Here is a 20,629-nt window from a genome sequence, read left to right as displayed (position 1 = left end):
TAGGACTGAACAGAGGCCCCGGGCCCTTCGACAAGGGCCCGGGGCAGGCGGTCAGCGGCGACGGAACAGCGGCAGCGGTTCGTCAGTGGCGGCCTGATAGGTCACCGAAAAGTCCTTGAGGCTTTCAAGGGCGTCGTACGGGTCTTTGTCCGCGCGCAGGGCGAAGGCATCGAAACCGCAACGGCGCATGTAGAACAACTGGTCGCGCAGCACATCACCAATCGCCCGCAGTTCACCTTTGAAACCGTAGCGGTCACGCAGCAGGCGGGCGTTGGAGTAGTTGCGTCCATCGGTGAACGCCGGGAAGTTCAGGGCAATCACCTGGAACTCGTTCACGTCGTCACCGATTTCTTCGGCTTCTTCGTCGGCATCCAGCCACACACCCAGACCGCCATCGCGGGCCTTGAGCATGCGGGCGTGTTCACGCCACAGCTGCAGCGGGACGATCAGGTCGTCGCAGTTGCTGATTTCGTCGATGTTGAAATCCTTGGGCAGCAGGTGCCAGGTTTCGTCGACGACCTCGTTGTTCTTAATGATTCGCTGCATAGACGCGTTCCTTGAAGAGGTCGATGCCAATACGCTGGTAGGTGTCGATGAAACGCTCGTCTTCGGTGCGCTGTTCCACGTACACGTCGATCAGTTTGGAGATCACGTCCGGCATGTCTTCCTGGGCGAAGGAAGGGCCGAGGATCTTGCCCAGGCTGGCGTCACGGCTGGCGCTGCCGCCGAGCGAGACCTGGTAGAACTCTTCACCTTTCTTGTCCACACCGAGGATGCCGATGTGGCCGACGTGGTGGTGACCGCAGGCGTTCATGCAGCCGGAGATGTTCAGGTCCAGTTCACCGATGTCGAACAGGTAGTCCAGGTCGTCGAAGCGGCGCTGGATCGATTCGGCGATCGGGATCGACTTGGCGTTGGCCAGCGAGCAGAAATCACCGCCAGGGCAGCAGATGATGTCGGTCAGCAGGCCGATGTTCGGCGTGGCGAAACCTTGCTCGCGCAGCTCGCCCCACAGGGTGAACAGCTGGCTCTGCTCGACGTCGGCCAGAATGATGTTCTGCTCGTGGGAAGTGCGCAGTTGACCGAAGCTGTAGCGGTCGGCCAGGTCGGCGACGGCGTCGAGCTGCTTGTCGGTGATGTCACCCGGTGCAACGCCGGTCGGCTTCAGGGACAGGGTCACGGCCACATAGCCCTGCTTCTTGTGTGCCAGGGTATTGCGGGTGCGCCAGCGGGCGAAGCCCGGATGCTCTTTGTCGAGGGCGGCCAGTTCGGCGGTCTGGTTTTCCAGCGCCTTGTAGTCCGGGTCGACGAAGTGTTTGGCCACACGATGCACTTCGGCTTCGGTCAGTGTGGTCTGGCCGCCGCGCAGGTGTTCCATTTCGGCATCGACTTTCTGAGCGAAGACTTCCGGCGTCAGCGCCTTGACGAGGATCTTGATCCGCGCCTTGTATTTGTTGTCACGACGGCCGTAGCGGTTGTACACCCGCAGGATCGCGTCGAGGTAGCTCAACAGGTCCTGCCATGGCAGGAACTCGTTGATGAACGCACCGACCACCGGGGTACGACCCAGACCACCGCCGACCAGCACACGGAAACCGAGTTCACCGGCAGCGTTGTGTACCGGCTCAAGGCCGATGTCGTGGACTTCGATGGCCGCACGGTCGGAGGTCGAACCGTTGACGGCGATCTTGAACTTGCGTGGCAGGTAAGCGAATTCCGGGTGGAACGTGGTCCACTGACGAACGATTTCGCACCACGGACGCGGGTCGATCAACTCGTCGGCTGCAACACCGGCGAACTGGTCAGTAGTGACGTTGCGCAGGCAGTTGCCGCTGGTCTGGATGGCGTGCATCTGCACAGTGGCCAGTTCGGCGAGGATGTCCGGGATGTCTTCGACCGCCGGCCAGTTGAACTGCACGTTCTGCCGCGTACTGATGTGGGCGTAGCCCTTGTCATAGTCGCGGGCGATCTTGGCCATCATGCGCACCTGACGCGAGGTCAGTTGGCCGTAAGGCACCGCCACTCGCAACATCGGCGCGAAACGCTGGATGTACAGGCCATTCTGCAGGCGCAGGGGGCGGAATTCTTCTTCGCTCAGCTCACCTGCCAGATAGCGTCGGGTCTGATCACGGAACTGCTTGACGCGGTCCTCGATGATCCGCTGATCGTACTCGTCGTATACGTACATATAAGTCCTGTTCTCAGGCTTTGGCCACTCGGAAAACGCTGCGTTTTCGCTTGCTGGAGTCCGATGGTTCCTCTGCAATTCTGCGCGCACGGCCGCGCACTCCCTGACGGAGCCGGGGCAATATACCCGTTTGCAGTTATGCGCAAAAGTGATGTTTGAGTATATGTAAAGAACCAAATCGCCTAACAAGAATCACTGTCAACTAAACCACATTTGTCGTGCGGACAATCATCGTCTTAACTGTGGTCGAGTCTTTCTGCAATCACCGATAAAACCGACAAGAGGCGATGCAATGAGCAACCCAACCAAAGCAAGGAAAAGCGATAGCAGCGTCGATGCCTGGGCGATTCTGTTCCTGATCATTCTGGTCGTTGGAACGGCGGTATTCTGGGTCAGCCATCAGTAAAACGACTCGTCCGGGCCCCGCTTGCGACGATTGTCGGACAAAAGGCGGGATCAAGCGCCAAAGGCCAGGTGATCAATGGCTATAATGCGCGGCCATTTTTCCTTGGGCCCGGATGATTCATGTTCAAGCTTCTTCACCTCAGCCTGCTGCTGTTCGGCGCGGTTTTCGGTACCTGCGCGCGTGCGGAGTCGGTGCTGTTCCTGAATCCGGGCTCGACGCAGGAAGCATTCTGGGTCAGCTACTCGCAATTCATGCAGGCTGCCGCCCGGGATCTGGGCATCGACCTGCGCATCCTCTACGCCCAGCGCCAGCCGGAACTGACCCTGGCGCAAGCGCGACTGGCCCTGCAGGGGCCTGAGCGCCCGGATTATCTGGTGTTCGTCAACGAACAGTACGTGGCACCGCAGATTCTGCGCTTGGCCAATGGCAGCGGCGTGAAGCTCTTTATCGTCAATTCGGCACTGACGCCCAACCAGCAGGCACTGGTGACAGAGGGCGCGGATCGCATTGGTAGCCTGGTGCCCAACGACGAGGAGGGCGGCTACCTGATGATGAAAGAACTGATCCGCCTGCATCCGCCCGTGGCGCCCGGTGAAAGCATCGATCTGCTGGCGTTTTCCGGCCTCAAGATCACGCCATCGGCGCAATTGCGCGAAAAGGGCATGCAGCGGGCCCTGGCGGAGAATCCGCAGGTACATTTGCGGCAATTGGTCTATGGCGGCTGGACCCAGCAACGGGCTTACGAGCAGGCGAAGCAGTTGCTGGTCCGCTATCCCAACGTTTCATTGGTATGGGCAGCTAATGATGAAATGGCCTTCGGCGCGATGCGTGCTGCGTCCGAGGTCGGCAAGGTGCCGGGCAAGGACGTGCTGTTCAGCGCGGTCAACACCTCGCCCGAAGCTTTGCAGGCGGTGGTCGACGGGCGCCTGAGCGCGTTGCTCGGCGGGCATTTCACCCTGGGTGGCTGGGCACTGGTCGAGCTGCATGATCACGCGCAAGGCGTCGATCTGAATCAGTATGGCGGCCGGGATCGGCAGATTCCGTTGCTGCAACTGATCGACAGGGATCATGCCCGCCGAATCCTTGCAATGGGTGCCTCACCGGACTACGGCGTGCAATTTCGCAAGCTCTCGGCGAAAGGGCGCCCGGTTTCGTATCGCTACCCGTTCAATCTGCAGACCCTGATGCACTAGGGCCGTCAGACGCCCGCCAGATGCACCACCAGTTGCACAATGCCAAACAGCGTCAGGGCGAATACCGCCGTGAACGCGATACCCAAGAAGATGAAATGGCTGGGCTTGCCGTGGGTGAAGTCCCTCGCCCGGTTCTTGCCGCTCTGCACCCCGAACGCCGCCGCCATGACGCTATGCAGCATCTGCCAGAACGTCGGTGGCTTGTTGTCGACTGGATCGTCCATAAATCCCCCGTCTGCCGTGTGTGTCAGACAAGCATAGTCAACCCTTTTCAGATCGCAGAAATACCTGTGGGAGCCGATAGGCTCCCACAGGGTGTCGTCGCGTGAAGCGGGATTAGTTGTCGTAACCCAGATTCGGCGCCAGCCAGCGTTCGGTCAGGCTCAGTTCCTGGCCTTTGCGCGAGGTGTAGCTCTGCACCTGATCCTTGTCGACCTTGCCCACGGCGAAGTACTGCGCCTGCGGATGGGCGAAGTACCAGCCGCTGACCGCTGCCGCCGGGAACATCGCGTAGTGCTCGGTGAGGAACACGCCGCTGCGACCGGCGCGCATTTCCTGGGCCTCAGGGTCGAGCAGGGCGAACAGTGTGGCCTTCTCGGTGTGATCCGGGCACGCCGGATAGCCCGGGGCAGGGCGGATGCCGGAATACTGCTCTTTGATCAGTGCCTCGTTGTCGAGGACTTCATCCTTGGCGTAACCCCAGTGCTCCTTACGCACCTGCTGGTGCAGCCACTCGGCGCAGGCCTCGGCCAGACGGTCGGCGAGGGCCTTGACCATGATCGAGTTGTAATCGTCGCCAGCGTCCTGATAAGCCTTGGCCACTTCTTCGGCACCGATCCCGGCGGTGGTGATGAAACCACCGACATAGTCGGTCACTTCGCTGTCCTTCGGCGCGACGAAGTCGGCCAGGGAGAAGTTCGGCTTGCCGTCGGTCTTGATGATCTGCTGACGCAGGTGATGCAGGCGCGCCATCGGCTTGCCGTCATCGCCGTACAACTCGATATCGTCATCGTGCACCTGATTGGCCGGCCAGAAACCGAACACCGCACGGGCGCTGATCAGTTTCTCGTCGATCAGCTTGGTCAGCATCTCGCGGGCGTCCTTGTACAGCGAGGTCGCCGCTTCACCGACCACTTCGTCTTCGAGGATGCGCGGGAACTTGCCGGCCAGATCCCAGGAGATGAAGAACGGCGTCCAGTCGATGTACTCGGCCAGGACGTTGAGGTCGATATTGTCCAGCACGCGGGTGCCGGTGAAGGTCGGTTTGACCGGGGTGTAAGTGGCCCAGTCGAACTGCGGCTTCTTGGCGATCGCAGCGGCGTAGCTCAGGCGTTCGGTGCGGGCGCTGCGGTTGGCGGTGCGCTCGCGGACGTCGATGTACTCTTCGCGGGTCTTCTGGACGAAGCCGGCCTTCAGTTCCTTGGACAGCAACTGCGTCGCCACGCCCACGGCGCGGGAGGCGTCGGTCACGTAGACCACCGCGTCGTTGCTGTACTTGGGCTCGATCTTCACCGCCGTGTGCGCCTTGGAGGTGGTCGCGCCGCCGATCATCAGCGGCAGGTGGAAGTCCTGGCGCTGCATCTCGCGGGCCACGTGGACCATTTCATCCAGCGACGGGGTGATCAGGCCGGACAGGCCGATGATGTCGCACTTCTGCTCCTTGGCCACCTGCAGGATCTTCTCGGCTGGCACCATCACGCCGAGGTCGACGATGTCATAGCCGTTGCAACCCAGCACCACGCCGACGATGTTCTTGCCGATATCGTGCACGTCGCCTTTCACTGTGGCCATGAGGATCTTGCCTTTGGCTTCCGGCTTGTCGCCCTTTTCCAGTTCGATGAACGGAATCAGGTGCGCCACAGCCTGTTTCATCACTCGAGCGGATTTCACCACCTGGGGCAGGAACATTTTGCCGGCGCCAAACAGGTCGCCGACGATGTTCATGCCGGACATCAGCGGGCCTTCGATCACTTCGATCGGGCGAGCGAATGACTGACGGGACTCTTCGGTGTCTTCGACGATGTGGGTGGTGATGCCCTTGACCAGCGCATGCTCAAGACGTTTGTTGACGTCCCAGCTGCGCCACTCTTCGGTCTCGGCTTCCTTGACACTGCCGTCGCCCTTGTACTTGTCGGCGATGGCGAGGAGGGCGTCGGTGCCTTCCGGGGTGCGGTTGAGGATCACGTCTTCAACGGCGTCGCGCAGTTCCTGCGGGATCTGATCGTAGATCTCCAGCTGACCGGCGTTGACGATGCCCATGGTCAGGCCGGCGCGGATGGCGTACAGCAGGAACACCGAGTGGATCGCCTCGCGCACCGGGTTGTTGCCGCGGAACGAGAACGACACGTTGGACACGCCGCCGGAACTCAGGGCATACGGCAACTCGTCACGGATGTAGGCACAGGCGTTGATGAAGTCCACAGCGTAGTTGTTGTGTTCTTCGATGCCGGTGGCCACGGCGAAGATGTTCGGGTCGAAGATGATGTCTTCCGGCGGGAAGCCGACTTCATTGACCAGAATGTCGTAGGAGCGTTTGCAGATCTCTTTCTTGCGCGCTTCGGTGTCGGCCTGGCCGGCTTCGTCGAACGCCATCACCACCACGGCGGCGCCGTAGCGCTTGCACAGTTTGGCGTGATGGATGAACTGCTCGACGCCTTCTTTCATGCTGATCGAATTGACGATGCCCTTGCCCTGGATGCATTTGAGGCCGGCTTCGATCACGTCCCATTTCGAGGAGTCGATCATGATCGGCACGCGGGAGATGTCCGGCTCGCCGGCAATCAGATTGAGGAAGGTCACCATGGCCTTCTTCGAATCGAGCATCCCTTCGTCCATGTTGATGTCGATCACCTGGGCGCCGGCCTCGACCTGCTGCAGGGCGACTTCCAGGGCTTCGGTGTAGTTGTCTTCACGGATCAGGCGGGCGAATTTCGCGGAACCGGTGATGTTGGTCCGCTCACCGACGTTGACGAACAGCGAGCTGCGATCGATGGTGAACGGCTCCAGGCCTGAGAGGCGGCAAGCCTTGGGAATGTCCGGAATCTGCCGCGGCGCGTAGCCGGCAACGGCTTTGGCGATGGCTTCGATGTGGCCCGGGGTGGTGCCGCAGCAACCGCCGACGATGTTGAGGAAACCGCTCTGGGCGAATTCTTCGATGACTTTGGCGGTGTCCACCGGCAGTTCGTCGTACTCGCCGAACTCGTTCGGCAGGCCGGCGTTCGGGTGCGCCGAAACGTGGGTGCTGGCCTTGTCCGACAGCTCTTCCAGGTACGGACGCAATTCGCGGGCACCGAGGGCGCAGTTCAGACCGACCGAAATCGGTTTGGCGTGGGCCACGGAGTTCCAGAACGCTTCGGTGGTCTGGCCCGACAGGGTGCGGCCGGAGGCGTCGGTGATGGTGCCGGAAATCATGATCGGCAACTCGAAGCCCAGTTCTTCGAACACGCCTTGCACGGCAAAGATCGCGGCTTTGGCGTTGAGAGTGTCGAAGATGGTTTCGATCAGGATCAGGTCGGCGCCGCCTTCGATCAGGCCTTTGGTGGCCTCGGTGTAGTTTTCCACCAGTTCATCGAAGGTAACGTTGCGATAGCCCGGGTTGTTGACGTCCGGCGACAGCGAGCAGGTGCGGCTGGTCGGGCCGAGCACGCCAGCGACGAAACGCGGCTTGTCCGGGGTCTCGAGGGTTTTCGCGTCGGCAACCTTGCGCGCCAGGCGGGCGCCTTCTACGTTGAGTTCGTAGACCAGTTCTTCCATGCCGTAGTCGGCCATGGAAATCTGCGTGGCGTTGAAGGTGTTGGTCTCGAGGATGTCGGCGCCGGCGTCCAGGTAGGCTTTCTCGATGCCGCCGATCACGTCCGGGCGGGTCAGCACCAACAGATCGTTGTTGCCCTTGACGTCGCTCGGCCAGTCGGCAAAGCGTTTGCCGCGATAATCCTGCTCTTCGAGCTTGTAGCTCTGGATCATCGTGCCCATGCCGCCGTCGAGAATCAGGATGCGCTCTTTGAGAGCTTGCTTGAGAGCTTGAAGGCGGACGCTGCGATCGGACATTGGGGCTACTCGAAAAAGACCATGACGAAGGGCCGGGATCATAACAAACCTGTGCGGTTTTAGAGCATGTGACGCTTTTGCATGAATATCGCTCATGTTGGTACGAGCGTCATAACGGTAGAATCGCGGCGTTTTTCTTCAGGATCAGGGTCAGGGACATGTCGTACCGCGTCATCAGCATTTTTTTGCTGTTCTTAAGCTGGGGCGCCGCCGCGCAGCAACCCTCGATTTCTCCCGCTATTTCTTACAGCCGCGATATTCAGCCGATCTTCACCGAGAAGTGCGTGGCCTGCCATGCGTGCTACGACTCTGCCTGTCAGCTCAACCTGGGCAGCGGTGAAGGCGCCGCGCGGGGCGCGAGCAAGATGCCGGTCTACGATGGCGAACGCACCCAGGCGGCGCCGACCACGCGGCTGTTCTATGACGCCTTCGGCAAACGGGCCTGGCAGCAGAAAGACTTCTACTCGGTGCTCGACGCCCAGGGCAGCCAGGCCGCACTGATGGCGCGCATGTTGGAGCTGGGACACAAAACGCCGCTGACCCCCAACGCCAAACTGCCGCAAGACATTGTGCTGGGGCTCAACCGCGAAAACCTGTGCGCGATGCCCGCCGAGTTCGAAGGCTATGCCGGCGCCCATCCGAAAGAGGGCATGCCGCTGGCGGTGACCGGGCTGACCGATCAGCAATATCAGACACTGCAACGCTGGCTCGCTTCCGGCGCACCGATCGATGAGCAAGGCCTGGCGCCAAGCGCCAAGGAGGCGATGCAGATCGTCCAGTGGGAAAACCTGCTCAACCAGCCTGGCGCGCGGGAAAGTCTGGTCGGGCGCTGGTTGTTCGAGCACTGGTTCCTGGCGCATATCTATTTCAAGGACGGCGAGCCGGGGCATTACTTCCAGTGGGTGCGCTCGCGTACGCCGACCGGGCAACCAATCGATCTGATCGCCACCCGTCGCCCGAACGACGATCCGGGTACTCAGGTGTATTACCGCCTGTGGCCGGTGCAGGGTGTGATCGTGCACAAGACCCACATCACTTATCCGCTGAGCGCGGCGAAGATGGCGCGGGTCAAAAGCCTGTTCTACAACGGTAACTGGCAGGTCAATGCCTTGCCGGGCTACGGGCCGCAGAGCCGGGCCAACCCTTTTGCGACCTTCGAGGCGATCCCGGCGCAGGCGCGTTATCAGTTCATGCTCGATAATGCCGAATACTTCGTGCGCACCTTCATTCGTGGCCCGGTGTGCCGTGGGCAGATCGCAACCGACGTGATCCGCGACAACTTCTGGGCGCTGTTCCAGGCCCCGGAACACGACCTGTACATCACCGACCCGAACTATCGCGGCCAGGCCACGCCGTTGCTGGCCATGCCGGGGCAGAACGACGATGTCGGCAGTGTCCTGAGCCTGTGGCACAACTACCGCAACAAGCGAAACCAATACGAAGCCCTGCGCCGTGACAGCTATGCGGATCTGCCGGCGCCGAGCTGGTCGACCCTGTGGGCCGGCAACGACAACGCCTTGCTCAGCATCTTCCGCCACTTCGACAGCGCTTCGGTGACCAAGGGCCTGATCGGCGAAGTACCGCAGACGATGTGGCTGTTCGACTATCCGCTGCTGGAACGCACCTATTACCAGTTGGCAGTGAATTTCGATGTGTTCGGCAACGTCTCCCATCAGGCGCAAACGCGCTTGTATTTCGACCTGATCCGCAACGGCGCCGAACAGAACTTCCTGCGCCTGATGCCAGCCGATTCCCGCGAAGGCTACCTCGACGATTGGTACCAGAGCAGCGGCCAGTTCAAGATGTGGCTCGATTACGAAGCCATAGACGATGACAAGCCGACCGCGCTGAAACTCGACGAGAAAGACCCGAAACGCGATTTCGCCATGCAATTGCTGGCGCGCTACGGCGATCTCAACGCGCGTCCGGATCCGATCAACCGTTGCGAAGACGCCTACTGCTCGCGCCCGAACATCGACCCGGCGCTGCAAAACGCCGAACAGGCGCTGAGTCGCCTGACTTCGCGCCCGGCGGCGGGCCTGAAAGTGATCGATCAATTGCCGGAAGCCACCATGCTCCGGGTTGAAACCCGCAGCGGCAAGCGCGAGGTCTACAGCCTGCTGCGCAACCGCGCCCACAGCAACGTGGCGTTCCTGCTCGGCGAATCGCTGCGCTATCAACCGGGGCTGGACACGCTGACGATCTACCCGGGCGTGCTCAGCAGCTACCCGAATTTCATGTTCAACGTTCCGGCAGACCAGGTGCCGGCGTTTGTCGATGCGATGGAAGGGGCAAAGGACGCGGCGCAGTTCGAGAAAGTCGTCGAGCGCTGGGGGATTCGCCGCAGTCATCCGCAGTTCTGGTTCTATTTCCACGATTTGAGCCAGTACATCCACGAAACCGAGCCGGTGGAAGAGGGCGTGCTGGACATGAACCGGTACGAGAATCTTTGATCTTTCGAGGTCAGCCTGCTGTCCGAACCCTTAGGGGCACCGTAATCCATTGTCCAGTGGTGCTCCGCAAATCCTGGACGGGAGCGCCATCGATGTTGATTTCAGTGCAGGCCCTGCGAGCGCTCGCCGCGTGGGCGGTGGTCTGCCATCACTTCATGCAGATTTTCTTCGACTTCGAGGCGCGCGGGCCGATAGGGCAGCTGTTCATCGACAAGGGCGCGGTGGGCGTCGATATCTTTTTCGTGATCAGCGGGCTGGTGATTTTCCTGTCCACTGAAGGCAAGGCGCTGCCGCCCGCGCGGTTTCTGCTGTATCGACTGTTCCGGATTGTCCCGGCGTATTGGCTCTACACCGTGCTGATGGCTTTGTTGGTGGTATTCGCCCGGCCGTTGCTGCCGGATCAGACGGTGGACTGGAGTCATTTGCTGCTGTCGTTGCTGTTTATCCCGACCGAAAACCCCGGCGGCTACGGGATCTACCCGACCCTGAATGTCGGCTGGACCCTGAATTACGAGATGCTGTTTTACGTGTTGTTCGCCTGGGCGCTGTTGTTTCGGTTGCAGGTGCGCTTGCTGGTGGTCGCGGCGCTGCTGTTCGCGGTGTGCCAGGCCTGGACCGGATTTGGCTGGGTCAGCGAGTTTTATCGCTCGGACATCGTTTATGAGTTCCTGCTCGGGATCAGTATCGGCATGTTCTATCGCCGCGGCTGGATCGGACCGGCGCTCTGGCTGCCGTTGCTGGGGATCGGGGCGGCGTTGCTGGCGATCTATTACTTGCCGCCCGATCCCCGGTTGCTGAATTGGGGCGTGCCCAGTGCGGTGCTGGTCATGGCCAGCCTGGCGCTGGAGCGGCATGTCGAGCGCAACAGGCTGCTCAAGCTGCTGGGCGATTGTTCCTACTCGGTGTATCTGATGCATGTGCTGGTGCTGTCGGCCGGCGGTTATCTGGCACGACGCTACGGGATCAACCCGTATTTGATGTTTGTTGTCTGTGCGCTGGCCATCGGTATCGGTTCCTGGCTGAGCTACGAATGGGTGGAAAAGCGCAGTTATCAGTGGCTTAAAGCACGGATTGACGGCGAATCGGGCGCTTAGCCGATTTGCGAACTATTCCTACGTAAATACTAGGACTTTGTGCCGCGCGCCGATTGGCGTAAACTTCGCCTCAAGCCTGCGAGGAGTCTCCATGACCGCTATTACCATTACCGACGCCGCCCACGATTACCTGGCCGATCTGCTCTCCAAGCAGAACACCCCGGGCATCGGCATCCGCGTTTTCATCACCCAGCCTGGCACCCAGTACGCCGAAACCTGCATTGCCTACTGCAAGCCGGGCGAAGAGAAACCTGAAGACACGGCGCTGGGGCTGAAAAGCTTCACCGCTTACATCGACTCGTTCAGCGAAGCGTTCCTCGATGATGCCGTCGTCGACTACGCCACCGACCGCATGGGCGGCCAGCTGACCATCAAGGCGCCAAACGCCAAAGTCCCGATGGTCAACGCCGACAGCCCGATCAACGAGCGCATCAACTATTACCTGCAAACCGAAATCAACCCGGGGCTGGCCAGCCACGGCGGTCAGGTCAGCCTGATCGATGTGGTTGAAGACGGCATTGCCGTGTTGCAGTTCGGCGGCGGTTGCCAAGGCTGCGGCCAGGCGGACGTGACCCTGAAGGAAGGCATCGAGCGCACCTTGCTCGAGCGCATTCCGGAGCTCAAGGGCGTTCGCGACGTGACCGACCACACGCAGAAAGAAAACGCCTACTACTAAGGTGTTCGCTGCGGCATGAAAAAACGGCGCCCCGTGAGCGCCGTTTTTTTATGCGTGAGATTCAATGAAGCCTTCGCGAGCAAGCCGGCTCCCACATTTGGAATGCGATCGAATGTGGGAGCGGGCTTGCTCGCGAAAGGGCCGTCATGGGCGGTAAAGATGTGCATGCCCCGCGCGATACAGCGACGACTCGCTAAATTGATCGCTACCCAACACCCGCCCAACCAGAATCAACGCCGTACGCCGAAACCCCTTGGCGGCAACCTTCGCGGCAATATCCTCCAGCGTCCCGACCGCCCAGTCCTGATCCGGCCACGTCGCCCGGTGAATCACCGCAATCGGGCAATCCGCGCCGTAATGTGGCAGCAGCTCAGCCAGGATTTTCTCCAGATGATTGACCCCCAGATGAATCGCCATGGTCGCTCCGTGCTGCGCCAGACTGCCGAGCTCTTCGCCAACCGGCATTGCGGTCTTGTCCGCATATCGGGTCAAAATCACGCTTTGCGAGATGTCCGGCAGGGTCAGTTCAGCGCCCAACAGCGCGGCGCACGCGGCGGTGGCGGTCACGCCGGGAATGATCTCGAACGGAATATCCAGCTCACGCAAATAACGAATCTGCTCGCCAATGGCGCCATACAGGCTCGGATCTCCCGAATGTACCCGAGCGACGTCCTGGCCCTTGGCATGGGCGGTCTTGATCAGGTCGATGATCTGTTCCAGGTGCAGTTCGGCGCTGTTGACCACGGTTTCCGCGCAATGACCTTCCAGCACCGCCGTCGGCACCAGCGAACCTGCGTAGATGATCACCGGGCAACTGCGGATCAGCCGCTGGCCTTTGACAGTGATCAATTCCGGGTCGCCGGGGCCGGCGCCGATGAAGTAAACGGTCATCGTTGGATCCTGTAAAAAAGGGGCAGGGCGGTGCTTCACAAGCGCTTCAGATGAAGAATGCTCATGATCGAAAGCATGGATTATCGGGAATTTACGCCGCGCCGGCCAATGCCAGAGTTGCCTGGGCGTATTTTTGCCGGGGTATCAGCAGTTTTGCCGGGCCGCTTATCAACTGTTCGGCGAGCGCCAGCGCGGCACTTTCCGCTACGCCGTAGCAACCGGTGCGTTCGAAGGCAATCTGTGAATGATGGCTCAGTCGTTGCTGATAACTGGCCAGTTCTTCGCTGCTGAAATACAGCAACGGCAGCGCCAGTTGGGCGGCGAGTTCCTGCAGGCCAGGTTCGTCGCGCTTGAGGTCGATGCTGGCCAGCGCCTTGACCTTCTCCAGATCAATTCGATGTGCCTGTAATGCCTGATCAAGCAAGGCGCGCAGCGTGCTGGCCGGGCAGCCGCGCTGGCAGCCCAGGCCGACCACGAAGGTCGGCGCTGCGCTGTCATCGGTCATGCCTGGTACTGACCTTCGCTTTTGCGGCGGAACAACCACGCGCTGATCAGGCCCAGGGCCAACCAGAACGCGACGTTGGTCAACTGCGAAGCGATTTTGAACTGAGCTTCGAGGGCTTCCGGAGCGAGCATCGAATGCACTTCCGGTTGTGGCGCGCCGATCACGTGCGGCACGGCAAGGATCGCCACGCCGAGGATCTTCATCAGCCAGTGACGGCTGAACACGATCAAGGCCAGACCGACAGCGGTGGAGGCGGCGGTGCCGATCCACCACATCTGACGCGAGGCCAGATCCGCGGCGGCGGTGCCCGGCAGCTCAGGTGGCAGGCCCAGGGTCGGTGCAAGCACGAAAGTCGCATAACCGGCCAGGCCCCAGAGCAGGCCTTGCGAGGTTTTGGTCGGCGCACGCAGGGTATACAGGCCCGCGAGCATCAGGGCAAAACCCACGGCAACCACCAGATTGCCGCCGGTGGTGGACACCACGCGCTGCCAGCCGTCTTCCGGCTCCCAGGCTTCGGCATCGTGGGTGTGGGCGGCAGTGCCGGCAGCGTGTTCGTGAACTTCGGCAACCGGTTCGGCTTTCTCGAAGGTTTCGGCCTGCAGAATCAGCGGTGATACCCAGAAGCTTTGCAGCAAGGTCAGGAGCAGGGCAGCCAGAAGGCCGGTGAAACCCGCGGTCTGCGCAATACGCTTGATCATGTCGTCAGGTCTCAGTGGCACGGAAACGCAGCGCTGTGGCGGGTATCGTGAGCAGCATTGTGCACCGCTTCGATGTGCGAGAAACCGGCGAAATACACCAGGCACGCACCGAGGATCGACGCGCAGACGGCGGCGGTCAGGCGTTGGCTCAGGGTGGTGGTGCTGGAGATCTTGTCCGAATTGCTGCCGGTGCTGCTGATGATCGACATGGCGCTTCCCTCTGGAATGTCAGCGGGTGAGTGGAGCGCATGAAAACCCCTGCGGCCGCGCACGCAGAGGTTCGAACAGCGCCCGCCCACCGCGGGTTTGTCAGGTTCAGTGGCGATATCGCGCACTGTGTGTTGCGGGCCGGTCTCCGGGCTCACGAGGGGTGGCTGTCTGCCGACCTGCAAGCGTCACCTTCCCATGCCTGTGGGCACAGTGGATCTGACGCTTCGCTCGCTTACCGTTGCGGGGGCAGCACCGGACTGACATGGCTTTAGAGTAAAGCACATGATTCACCGGTTTCCCGTTTCACCCTGTGAGGGGCACCCGTAACAAGTTGTGTAGGAGAGCATGGGCGGGGGATTTGAGTCAATTGGGATCGGGATCGGGATCGGGATTGGGATTGGGATTGGGATTGGGATTGGGGGCAGATCCGTTGCTGCGGTTATGGCTGCTTAGGGTTCCGCCCTTACGGCGGGTCACTTTTGGCAAACGCCCCAAAAGTAACCAAAAGGTCTCTAACCCTGACGTACGGCCCCTCGCTTAGGCTCGGGGTTCCTTCGCTCCGGGATTGATCCGGGGGCATCGCCTACGGTTTGCTTCGCTGCACCTCCTCTCGATGCATGCGGCTGCGCCGCACGGTCGCTGCGCTCCCACCCCCGGATCAATCCCTCCACTCAGCCTGCCGACGGGCCCTGCGATCAAAAGCGGTACTCGAGCTAACGCTCATCGTGGTGAGTGGTGAGGAGCGGGGGGGGCTCTTGATCTGGCTTCTGCTCTTGCTTGGCTCTGGCTTTTGATCTTTAGCCCCTTCGGCAGGCCGAGCGGAGGTGTCCATCAGGGGGTAGGCGCGCAGCGCCGTGCGGCGAAGCCGCATACATCGAGAGGAGGTGCAGCGAAGCAAACCGTAGGCGATGCCCCCTGATGGACACCGTAGCGAGGGAACACTGAGCCTAAGCGAAGTGCCGTACGCCGGGGCAAAAGCCTTTTGCTTACTTTTCGGCGTTTGGAAAAGTGAGTCGCTGTAAGAGCGAAACCATAAGAAGCCGTTACCGCAGCAACGGATATACACACAAAACCAAAAGGCCACGCCCATTGACCCATCACGAACCCATGCGTAGCCTTGCGCTTTCGAGGTTCTTCGGCCCACGTCGAAGCTAAGAAGGGAACGCGGTCCAAGCCGCGGCTGCCCCCGCAACTGTGAACGGTGCTGTTCGCTGCCACGCCACTGCCAACTCCATCCAGAGCCAGCGGGAAGGCGCAGCGAATACCGGGCCAAGTCCCGAACACCGTCAGCCAGGAGACCTGCCTCGTCACAGATTCTCACTTTCAACCGGGCGGGGTGATCCGGTGGCGAACTCTCCAGGCACGCACTCGCGTTGCCGGTCTCGTCCCGTATGCCCGCCACCTTGCCAAAGGGCATCCGATGAAAACACTGGCCAAACTCCCCGTCACCATCGTCACTGGCTTCCTCGGCTCGGGCAAAACCACCTTGCTGCGGCACATGCTCGACAACGCCCAGGGCCGCCGCATCGCGGTGATCGTCAACGAGTTTGGCGAGCTGGGCATCGACGGTGAAATCCTTAAACAATGCACCATCGGCTGCACCGAAGAAGAAGCCACCGGCCGCGTCTACGAACTGGCCAACGGGTGCCTCTGCTGCACGGTGCAGGAAGAATTCTTCCCGGTGATGCGCGAACTGGTGGCCCGTCGCGGCGACCTCGACCACATCCTGATCGAAACCTCGGGCCTGGCCCTGCCAAAACCGCTGGTACAAGCCTTCCAATGGCCGGAAATCCGCAGCGCCTGCACCGTTGACGCGGTGATCACCGTGGTCGACAGCCCGGCCGTGGCCGCTGGCACCTTCGCCGCGTTCCCGGATCAGGTCGACGCCCAGCGCAAACTCGATCCGAACCTGGACCACGAATCGCCGCTGCACGAGCTGTTCGCCGACCAACTGGCCAGCGCCGACCTGGTGATCCTCAACAAGGCCGACCAGACCAGCCCTGAAGACCTCGCTCGCGTGCGTCTGGAAGTGGCTGAAGAGCTGCCGCCAGCGGTAAAAATCATCGAAGCCAGCAACGGTCGCCTGCCGTTGGACGTGCTGATTGGTCTGGGCGCCGGGTCCGAAGAACACATCGACAGCCGCCACAGCCATCACGATCACCACCACGGTGAAGGCGATGACGATCACGATGACCACGATCACGACGCCTTCGATTCGATTTCCATCGAGCTGCCGCAAGCCGACGAAAGCCTGCTGCTCGACGCGCTGACGCAACTGGTGGTTCAGCACGGCATCCTGCGGGTCAAAGGCTTCGCGGCGATCCCGAACAAGCCGATGCGTCTGCTGATCCAGGGCGTGGGCACGCGTTTCGACAAGCACTTCGACCGTCAATGGGGCGCCGATGAGGCACGCGTGACGCGTCTGGTGTTGATCGGTCAGGAACTGGATGCCGCTCAACTCGAAGCGCAACTGCGCGCCGCGCTCAGCGTTTAAGCCATGCACCTGCTCAGGACCCAGCCCGGCGGTTTCGTGTCGGACGACAACATTGCCGACCTCGGACAAACCCCCGCCGAGCTGGTGATCCTGTGCAGCGGTGATTCCAGCCTCGCGCTGCTCGCCGAAGCCGCGCAGCAACTGCCCGAGGATTACCCGAGCGTGCGCCTGGCCAACCCGATGCAGGTGCAGAACCATGCGTCGGTCGACCTCTACGTCGATGAGGTGCTGCGCCACGCCAAGGTGATTCTGATCTCGCTGCACGGCGGCATCGCTTATTGGCGTTATGGCGTCGAGCGGCTGGTCGAGTTGTCCGAACGTGGCGTGCAGTTGATTCTGGTGCCGGGCGATGACCGTCCCGACCCGGAGCTCAGCGACTTGAGTACCGTGGGCGCCGAGGATCGCGACCGGCTCTGGCAGTTTCTGCGTCAGGGCGGCATGGACAATGCGCTGGACTTTTTCCGTTGCCTGGCCAGTCGCTGGCTGGCGCGGGATTACGTGTGGGGCGAGCCGCAAACGCTGCCGCGCACGGCGATTTATCACCCGAACAAAAACACCGCCGCACTGAGTGACTGGCAAGCCGATTGGCTGCCCGGTCAACCGGTGTCGGCGGTGTTGTTTTATCGCTCGCATTTGCAAGCGGCGAACACGGCGTTTATCGACGTGTTCTGCCAACGGCTTCAGGCGGCCGGACTCAATCCGCTGCCGATCGCCGTGGCCAGTTTGAAAGAGCCTGGCTGCCTGTCGGTGGTCGAGGACTGGCTGGATGAAGTCGAGGCCTCGGTGATTCTGAACACCACCGGTTTCGCCCAGTCCAGTCCGGAAGCGCCGCATCTGCGGCCGTTCCGTCGCAACATTCCGGTGATCCAGGCGATTTGCGCCCAGGACAACGAACCTGGCTGGCGCGAGAGCGAGCAGGGCCTCGGCCCCCGGGATCTGGCGATGCACATCGCCTTGCCGGAACTGGACGGCCGGATCATCAGTCGGCCGATCAGCTTCAAGGATCTAGCGTGGCGCAGCGAGCGCAGTCAGTCCGACGTGGTGTGTTATCGGGCCCAACCCGAGCGCATGGATTTCGTCGCCGAACTGGCGCGGCGCTGGGTCGATCTGGCGCGGGTGCCGAACGCTGAAAAGCGCATCGCGCTGATCCTCGCCAATTACCCGACCCGGGACGGGCGCATCGGCAACGGCGTGGGCCTCGACACGCCGGCCGCTGCGCTGAATATCCTGCGGGCATTGCAGGCCCAAGGTTATCCGCTGCCCGCCGAACTGCCGGACAGCGGCACCGAACTGATCCGGCAACTGCTGGGTGGTGTCAGCAATGATCTCGACACCCTCGATCAGCGCCCATGCCAGCAAAGCCTGGCGATGAATGATTACCTGTCGATGTTCAACGCACTGCCCGAAGCCAATCGCACGGCGGTGCTGGAGCGCTGGGGCTCGCCGCAAAATGATCCGATGTGCCGGGACGGGCGGATGATGATCGCTGGCTTGCGTTTCGGCCTGACTTTCGTCGGCATTCAACCGGCGCGGGGTTATCAGGTCGATCCGAGCGCGGTGTATCACGACCCGGATCTGGTGCCGCCGCACGCATACCTCGCGTTCTATTTCTGGCTGCGCCAGACCTACGGCGCCCACGGCGTGATCCACGTCGGCAAGCACGGCAACCTAGAATGGCTGCCCGGCAAAGGCGTGGGTCTGTCGGAGAACTGCTGGCCGGACGCACTGCTCGGGCCGCTGCCGAACATCTATCCGTTTATCGTCAACGATCCGGGCGAGGGCGCCCAAGCCAAACGTCGCACTCAGGCGGTGATCATCGACCACCTGATGCCGCCGCTGACTCGCGCCGAAACCTATGGCCCGTTGCGTAATCTGGAACTGTTGGCTGACGAGTATTACGAAGCTCAGTTACTCGATCCGCGCCGCGCCCGGGAGTTGCAGCGCGACATCCTGCAACTGGTGCGTGACACGCAGATCGATCGCGAACTGCAACTCGATGAAGCCCTCGACAGCGATGCCGATGCGGCGATCTGGCTGCCGCGTCTGGATACCTATCTGTGTGATCTGAAGGAATCGCAGATCCGCGATGGCCTGCACATCTTCGGCGAGTCGCCGACCGGGCGTTTGCGCATCGACACCTTGCTGGCGCTGCTGCGGATTCCACGTGGCGATGGCAAAGGGGAGCAATCGAGTCTGTTGCGGGCGCTGGCCAAGGCGTTTCAGTTGGGGTTCGATCCGCTGGATTGTGCACTGGCTGATTCCTGGACCGGCCCGCGCCCAATGGAACTGCAATCGCTGAGCGATGAAGTCTGGCGCACGGCGGGGGATACTCGCGAACGTCTGGAGCTGTTCGCCACCCAACTGATCTCCCAGTCACTACCATCCCCCTGTGGGAGCGAGCCGCGCTGGGTTGAAGTCGGTGCAATCCTCGACAACTTGCGCGAAGTGATCGCCCCACGCCTCGATGCCTGCGGCCCGGCCGAAATGCGCGGCTTGCTCGACGCGTTGAGCGGGCGATTCGTCCCCGCAGGCCCAAGTGGTGCGCCAAGTCGCGGTCGCCTCGACGTTCTGCCCACCGGGCGCAATTTCTATTCGGTGGACGTGCGCAATCTGCCGACCACCACGGCCTGGCGAATCGGCTTCCAGTCGGCAACCCTGATTCTCGAGCGACACCTGCAGGATCACGGCGATCACCTGCGCCAACTCGGCCTCTCTGTGTGGGGCACCGCGACCATGCGCACCGGCGGCGATGACATTGCCCAGGCCATGGCGCTGATGGGCGTACGTCCGGTGTGGGCCACCGGCAGTCAGCGGGTCGATGATTTCGAGATTCTGCCGCTGAGCCTGCTCGACCGGCCTCGGGTCGATGTCACGCTGCGGGTCTCCGGATTTTTCCGCGATGCGTTCGCCAACCTGATCCGCCTGTTCGACGCCGCCGTGCAAGCCGTGGCGGAGCTCGACGAGCCGGACGATCTCAATCCGCTGGCCGCGAAAGTGCGTGCCGAGCGTGAGGCGCTGCGCCAGTCCGGGCTGGACGAAGAGGCTGCCCGACGTCAGGCCGGCTGGCGGATCTTCGGTGCCAAACCCGGCGCTTATGGCGCGGGTGTGCAGGGCGCCATCGACGGTCGTCTGTGGCAAACCCGAGAAGATCTGGCCGAGGTTTACTTGAATTGGGGCGCCTATGCTTACGGTGGCTCCGATGAGGGCACCGCCGCCCGCGAGCAATTCGTCCAGCGCCTGAGCCAGGTGCAGGCCGTGCTGCAAAACCAGGACAATCGCGAGCATGACCTGCTCGATTCCAACGACTATTACCAGTTCCAGGGCGGCATGCTCGCCGCCGTGGAAAGCCTGCGCGGTGAAGCGGCAGCCAGTTATCACGGCGATCACAGTCAGCCGGACCTGCCAAAGATCCGCACCTTGAAAGAGGAACTGAACCGGGTCATCCGCTCCCGGGCGGCGAATCCGAAATGGATCGACGGGGTCAAGCGCCACGGCTATAAAGGCGCATTCGAACTGGCGGCGACGGTCGACAACCTGTTCGCCTTCGACGCCACCACGCAACTGATCGACGACCATCAGTACGCCTTGCTGGCCGATGCGTATCTGCTGGACCCGGCGACCCGCGAGTTCGTGCGCGAGCATAATCCCCACGCACTGCGCGACATGACCGAACGCATGCTCGAAGCGCAGCAGCGCGGGATGTGGCAGGCACCGGGCGCCTACAAAGAGGCGCTGGAAAACCTGCTGCTGGACATAGAAGAAGAGAGCTGAGAC

General features: G+C 61.6%; 14 protein-coding genes and 2 riboswitches. Of the genes, 6 read left to right on the top strand and 8 right to left on the bottom strand.

Features of this window, described 5'->3' with window-relative positions:
- Positions 1-51: 51 nt before the first annotated feature.
- Complete coding sequence (locus CAG25_RS09340; protein ID WP_007959510.1) at positions 52-546, bottom strand: DUF934 domain-containing protein; 495 nt, start codon at positions 544-546, stop codon at positions 52-54.
- Complete coding sequence (locus CAG25_RS09335) at positions 530-2,188, bottom strand: nitrite/sulfite reductase (protein WP_085610460.1); 1,659 nt, start codon at positions 2,186-2,188, stop codon at positions 530-532. Before CAG25_RS09335 ends, CAG25_RS09340 begins: the two co-directional genes overlap by 17 nt.
- Before the next feature lie 525 nt (positions 2,189-2,713).
- On the opposite strand from CAG25_RS09335, the gene CAG25_RS09330 reads away from it, so the two are divergent.
- A complete protein-coding gene (locus tag CAG25_RS09330) occupies positions 2,714-3,787 on the top strand; it encodes an ABC transporter substrate-binding protein (RefSeq protein ID WP_085610459.1) in 1,074 nt (357 codons plus the stop codon).
- 5 nt (positions 3,788-3,792) lie between these two features.
- Here the strand turns inward: CAG25_RS09330 and CAG25_RS09325 are convergent, their stop codons facing one another.
- Together CAG25_RS09325 and metH are read right to left on the bottom strand one after the other, a co-directional pair.
- Positions 3,793-4,011 (bottom strand): DUF2970 domain-containing protein, encoded by a 219-nt coding sequence (locus CAG25_RS09325; RefSeq protein ID WP_007959515.1) that lies wholly within the window; start codon positions 4,009-4,011, stop codon positions 3,793-3,795.
- 112 nt (positions 4,012-4,123) lie between these two features.
- Positions 4,124-7,834, bottom strand: coding sequence for a methionine synthase (gene metH / locus CAG25_RS09320; RefSeq protein WP_085610458.1), 3,711 nt, complete (start codon positions 7,832-7,834; stop codon positions 4,124-4,126).
- A gap of 158 nt (positions 7,835-7,992) precedes the next feature.
- On the opposite strand from metH, the gene CAG25_RS09315 reads away from it, so the two are divergent.
- From CAG25_RS09315 to nfuA, 3 genes are all read left to right on the top strand, one after another.
- A complete protein-coding gene (locus tag CAG25_RS09315) occupies positions 7,993-10,287 on the top strand; it encodes a fatty acid cis/trans isomerase (protein ID WP_085610457.1) in 2,295 nt (764 codons plus the stop codon).
- Positions 10,288-10,379: 92 nt separating this feature from the next.
- Entirely contained in the window at positions 10,380-11,381 is a 1,002-nt protein-coding gene (locus CAG25_RS09310) for an acyltransferase (RefSeq protein WP_085610456.1), read from the top strand.
- 91 nt (positions 11,382-11,472) lie between these two features.
- A complete protein-coding gene (gene nfuA, locus CAG25_RS09305) occupies positions 11,473-12,057 on the top strand; it encodes a Fe-S biogenesis protein NfuA (protein WP_007959519.1) in 585 nt (194 codons plus the stop codon).
- 144 nt (positions 12,058-12,201) lie between these two features.
- On the opposite strand, the gene cobM is transcribed toward nfuA, so the two are convergent.
- From cobM to CAG25_RS09285, 4 genes are all read right to left on the bottom strand, one after another.
- Positions 12,202-12,948, bottom strand: coding sequence for a precorrin-4 C(11)-methyltransferase (gene cobM / locus CAG25_RS09300; RefSeq protein WP_085610455.1), 747 nt, complete (start codon positions 12,946-12,948; stop codon positions 12,202-12,204).
- A gap of 91 nt (positions 12,949-13,039) precedes the next feature.
- Positions 13,040-13,453: a cobalamin biosynthesis protein gene (locus tag CAG25_RS09295; protein ID WP_039768823.1), complete on the bottom strand. Its 414-nt coding sequence runs from the start codon at positions 13,451-13,453 to the stop codon at positions 13,040-13,042.
- A complete protein-coding gene (locus CAG25_RS09290) occupies positions 13,450-14,151 on the bottom strand; it encodes a CbtA family protein (protein WP_085610454.1) in 702 nt (233 codons plus the stop codon). The genes CAG25_RS09295 and CAG25_RS09290 overlap by 4 nt, the downstream gene beginning before the upstream one ends.
- Positions 14,152-14,162: 11 nt before the next feature.
- The gene (locus CAG25_RS09285; RefSeq protein WP_007959524.1) at positions 14,163-14,360 is read right to left on the bottom strand and encodes a CbtB domain-containing protein; all 198 of its coding nucleotides are present in this window, start codon (positions 14,358-14,360) and stop codon (positions 14,163-14,165) included.
- A gap of 119 nt (positions 14,361-14,479) precedes the next feature.
- Positions 14,480-14,701: riboswitch (cobalamin riboswitch) on the bottom strand.
- A gap of 771 nt (positions 14,702-15,472) precedes the next feature.
- Positions 15,473-15,683, top strand: a riboswitch (cobalamin riboswitch).
- A gap of 98 nt (positions 15,684-15,781) precedes the next feature.
- Between CAG25_RS09285 and cobW the strand changes: the two genes are divergently transcribed.
- Both cobW and cobN read left to right on the top strand, forming a co-directional pair.
- The gene (gene cobW, locus CAG25_RS09280; RefSeq protein WP_064597024.1) at positions 15,782-16,855 is read left to right on the top strand and encodes a cobalamin biosynthesis protein CobW; all 1,074 of its coding nucleotides are present in this window, start codon (positions 15,782-15,784) and stop codon (positions 16,853-16,855) included.
- Positions 16,856-16,858: 3 nt separating this feature from the next.
- Positions 16,859-20,626: a cobaltochelatase subunit CobN gene (gene cobN / locus CAG25_RS09275; RefSeq protein WP_085610453.1), complete on the top strand. Its 3,768-nt coding sequence runs from the start codon at positions 16,859-16,861 to the stop codon at positions 20,624-20,626.
- Positions 20,627-20,629 lie beyond the last annotated feature (3 nt).

This window comes from Pseudomonas sp. B16(2017), from assembly GCF_002113205.1.
GTDB lineage: Bacteria > Pseudomonadota > Gammaproteobacteria > Pseudomonadales > Pseudomonadaceae > Aquipseudomonas > Aquipseudomonas pharyngis.
This window is presented reverse-complemented; position numbering and strand designations above follow the sequence as displayed.

Coding starts and splice junctions, on each gene's coding strand:
- CAG25_RS09340 (WP_007959510.1), bottom strand. CDS start 546: ATGCAGCGAATCATTAAGAACAACGAGGTCGTCGACGAAACCTGGCAC.
- CAG25_RS09335 (WP_085610460.1), bottom strand. CDS start 2,188: ATGTACGTATACGACGAGTACGATCAGCGGATCATCGAGGACCGCGTC.
- CAG25_RS09330 (WP_085610459.1), top strand. CDS start 2,714: ATGTTCAAGCTTCTTCACCTCAGCCTGCTGCTGTTCGGCGCGGTTTTC.
- CAG25_RS09325 (WP_007959515.1), bottom strand. CDS start 4,011: ATGGACGATCCAGTCGACAACAAGCCACCGACGTTCTGGCAGATGCTG.
- metH (WP_085610458.1), bottom strand. CDS start 7,834: ATGTCCGATCGCAGCGTCCGCCTTCAAGCTCTCAAGCAAGCTCTCAAA.
- CAG25_RS09315 (WP_085610457.1), top strand. CDS start 7,993: ATGTCGTACCGCGTCATCAGCATTTTTTTGCTGTTCTTAAGCTGGGGC.
- CAG25_RS09310 (WP_085610456.1), top strand. CDS start 10,380: ATGTTGATTTCAGTGCAGGCCCTGCGAGCGCTCGCCGCGTGGGCGGTG.
- nfuA (WP_007959519.1), top strand. CDS start 11,473: ATGACCGCTATTACCATTACCGACGCCGCCCACGATTACCTGGCCGAT.
- cobM (WP_085610455.1), bottom strand. CDS start 12,948: ATGACCGTTTACTTCATCGGCGCCGGCCCCGGCGACCCGGAATTGATC.
- CAG25_RS09295 (WP_039768823.1), bottom strand. CDS start 13,453: ATGACCGATGACAGCGCAGCGCCGACCTTCGTGGTCGGCCTGGGCTGC.
- CAG25_RS09290 (WP_085610454.1), bottom strand. CDS start 14,151: ATGATCAAGCGTATTGCGCAGACCGCGGGTTTCACCGGCCTTCTGGCT.
- CAG25_RS09285 (WP_007959524.1), bottom strand. CDS start 14,360: ATGTCGATCATCAGCAGCACCGGCAGCAATTCGGACAAGATCTCCAGC.
- cobW (WP_064597024.1), top strand. CDS start 15,782: ATGAAAACACTGGCCAAACTCCCCGTCACCATCGTCACTGGCTTCCTC.
- cobN (WP_085610453.1), top strand. CDS start 16,859: ATGCACCTGCTCAGGACCCAGCCCGGCGGTTTCGTGTCGGACGACAAC.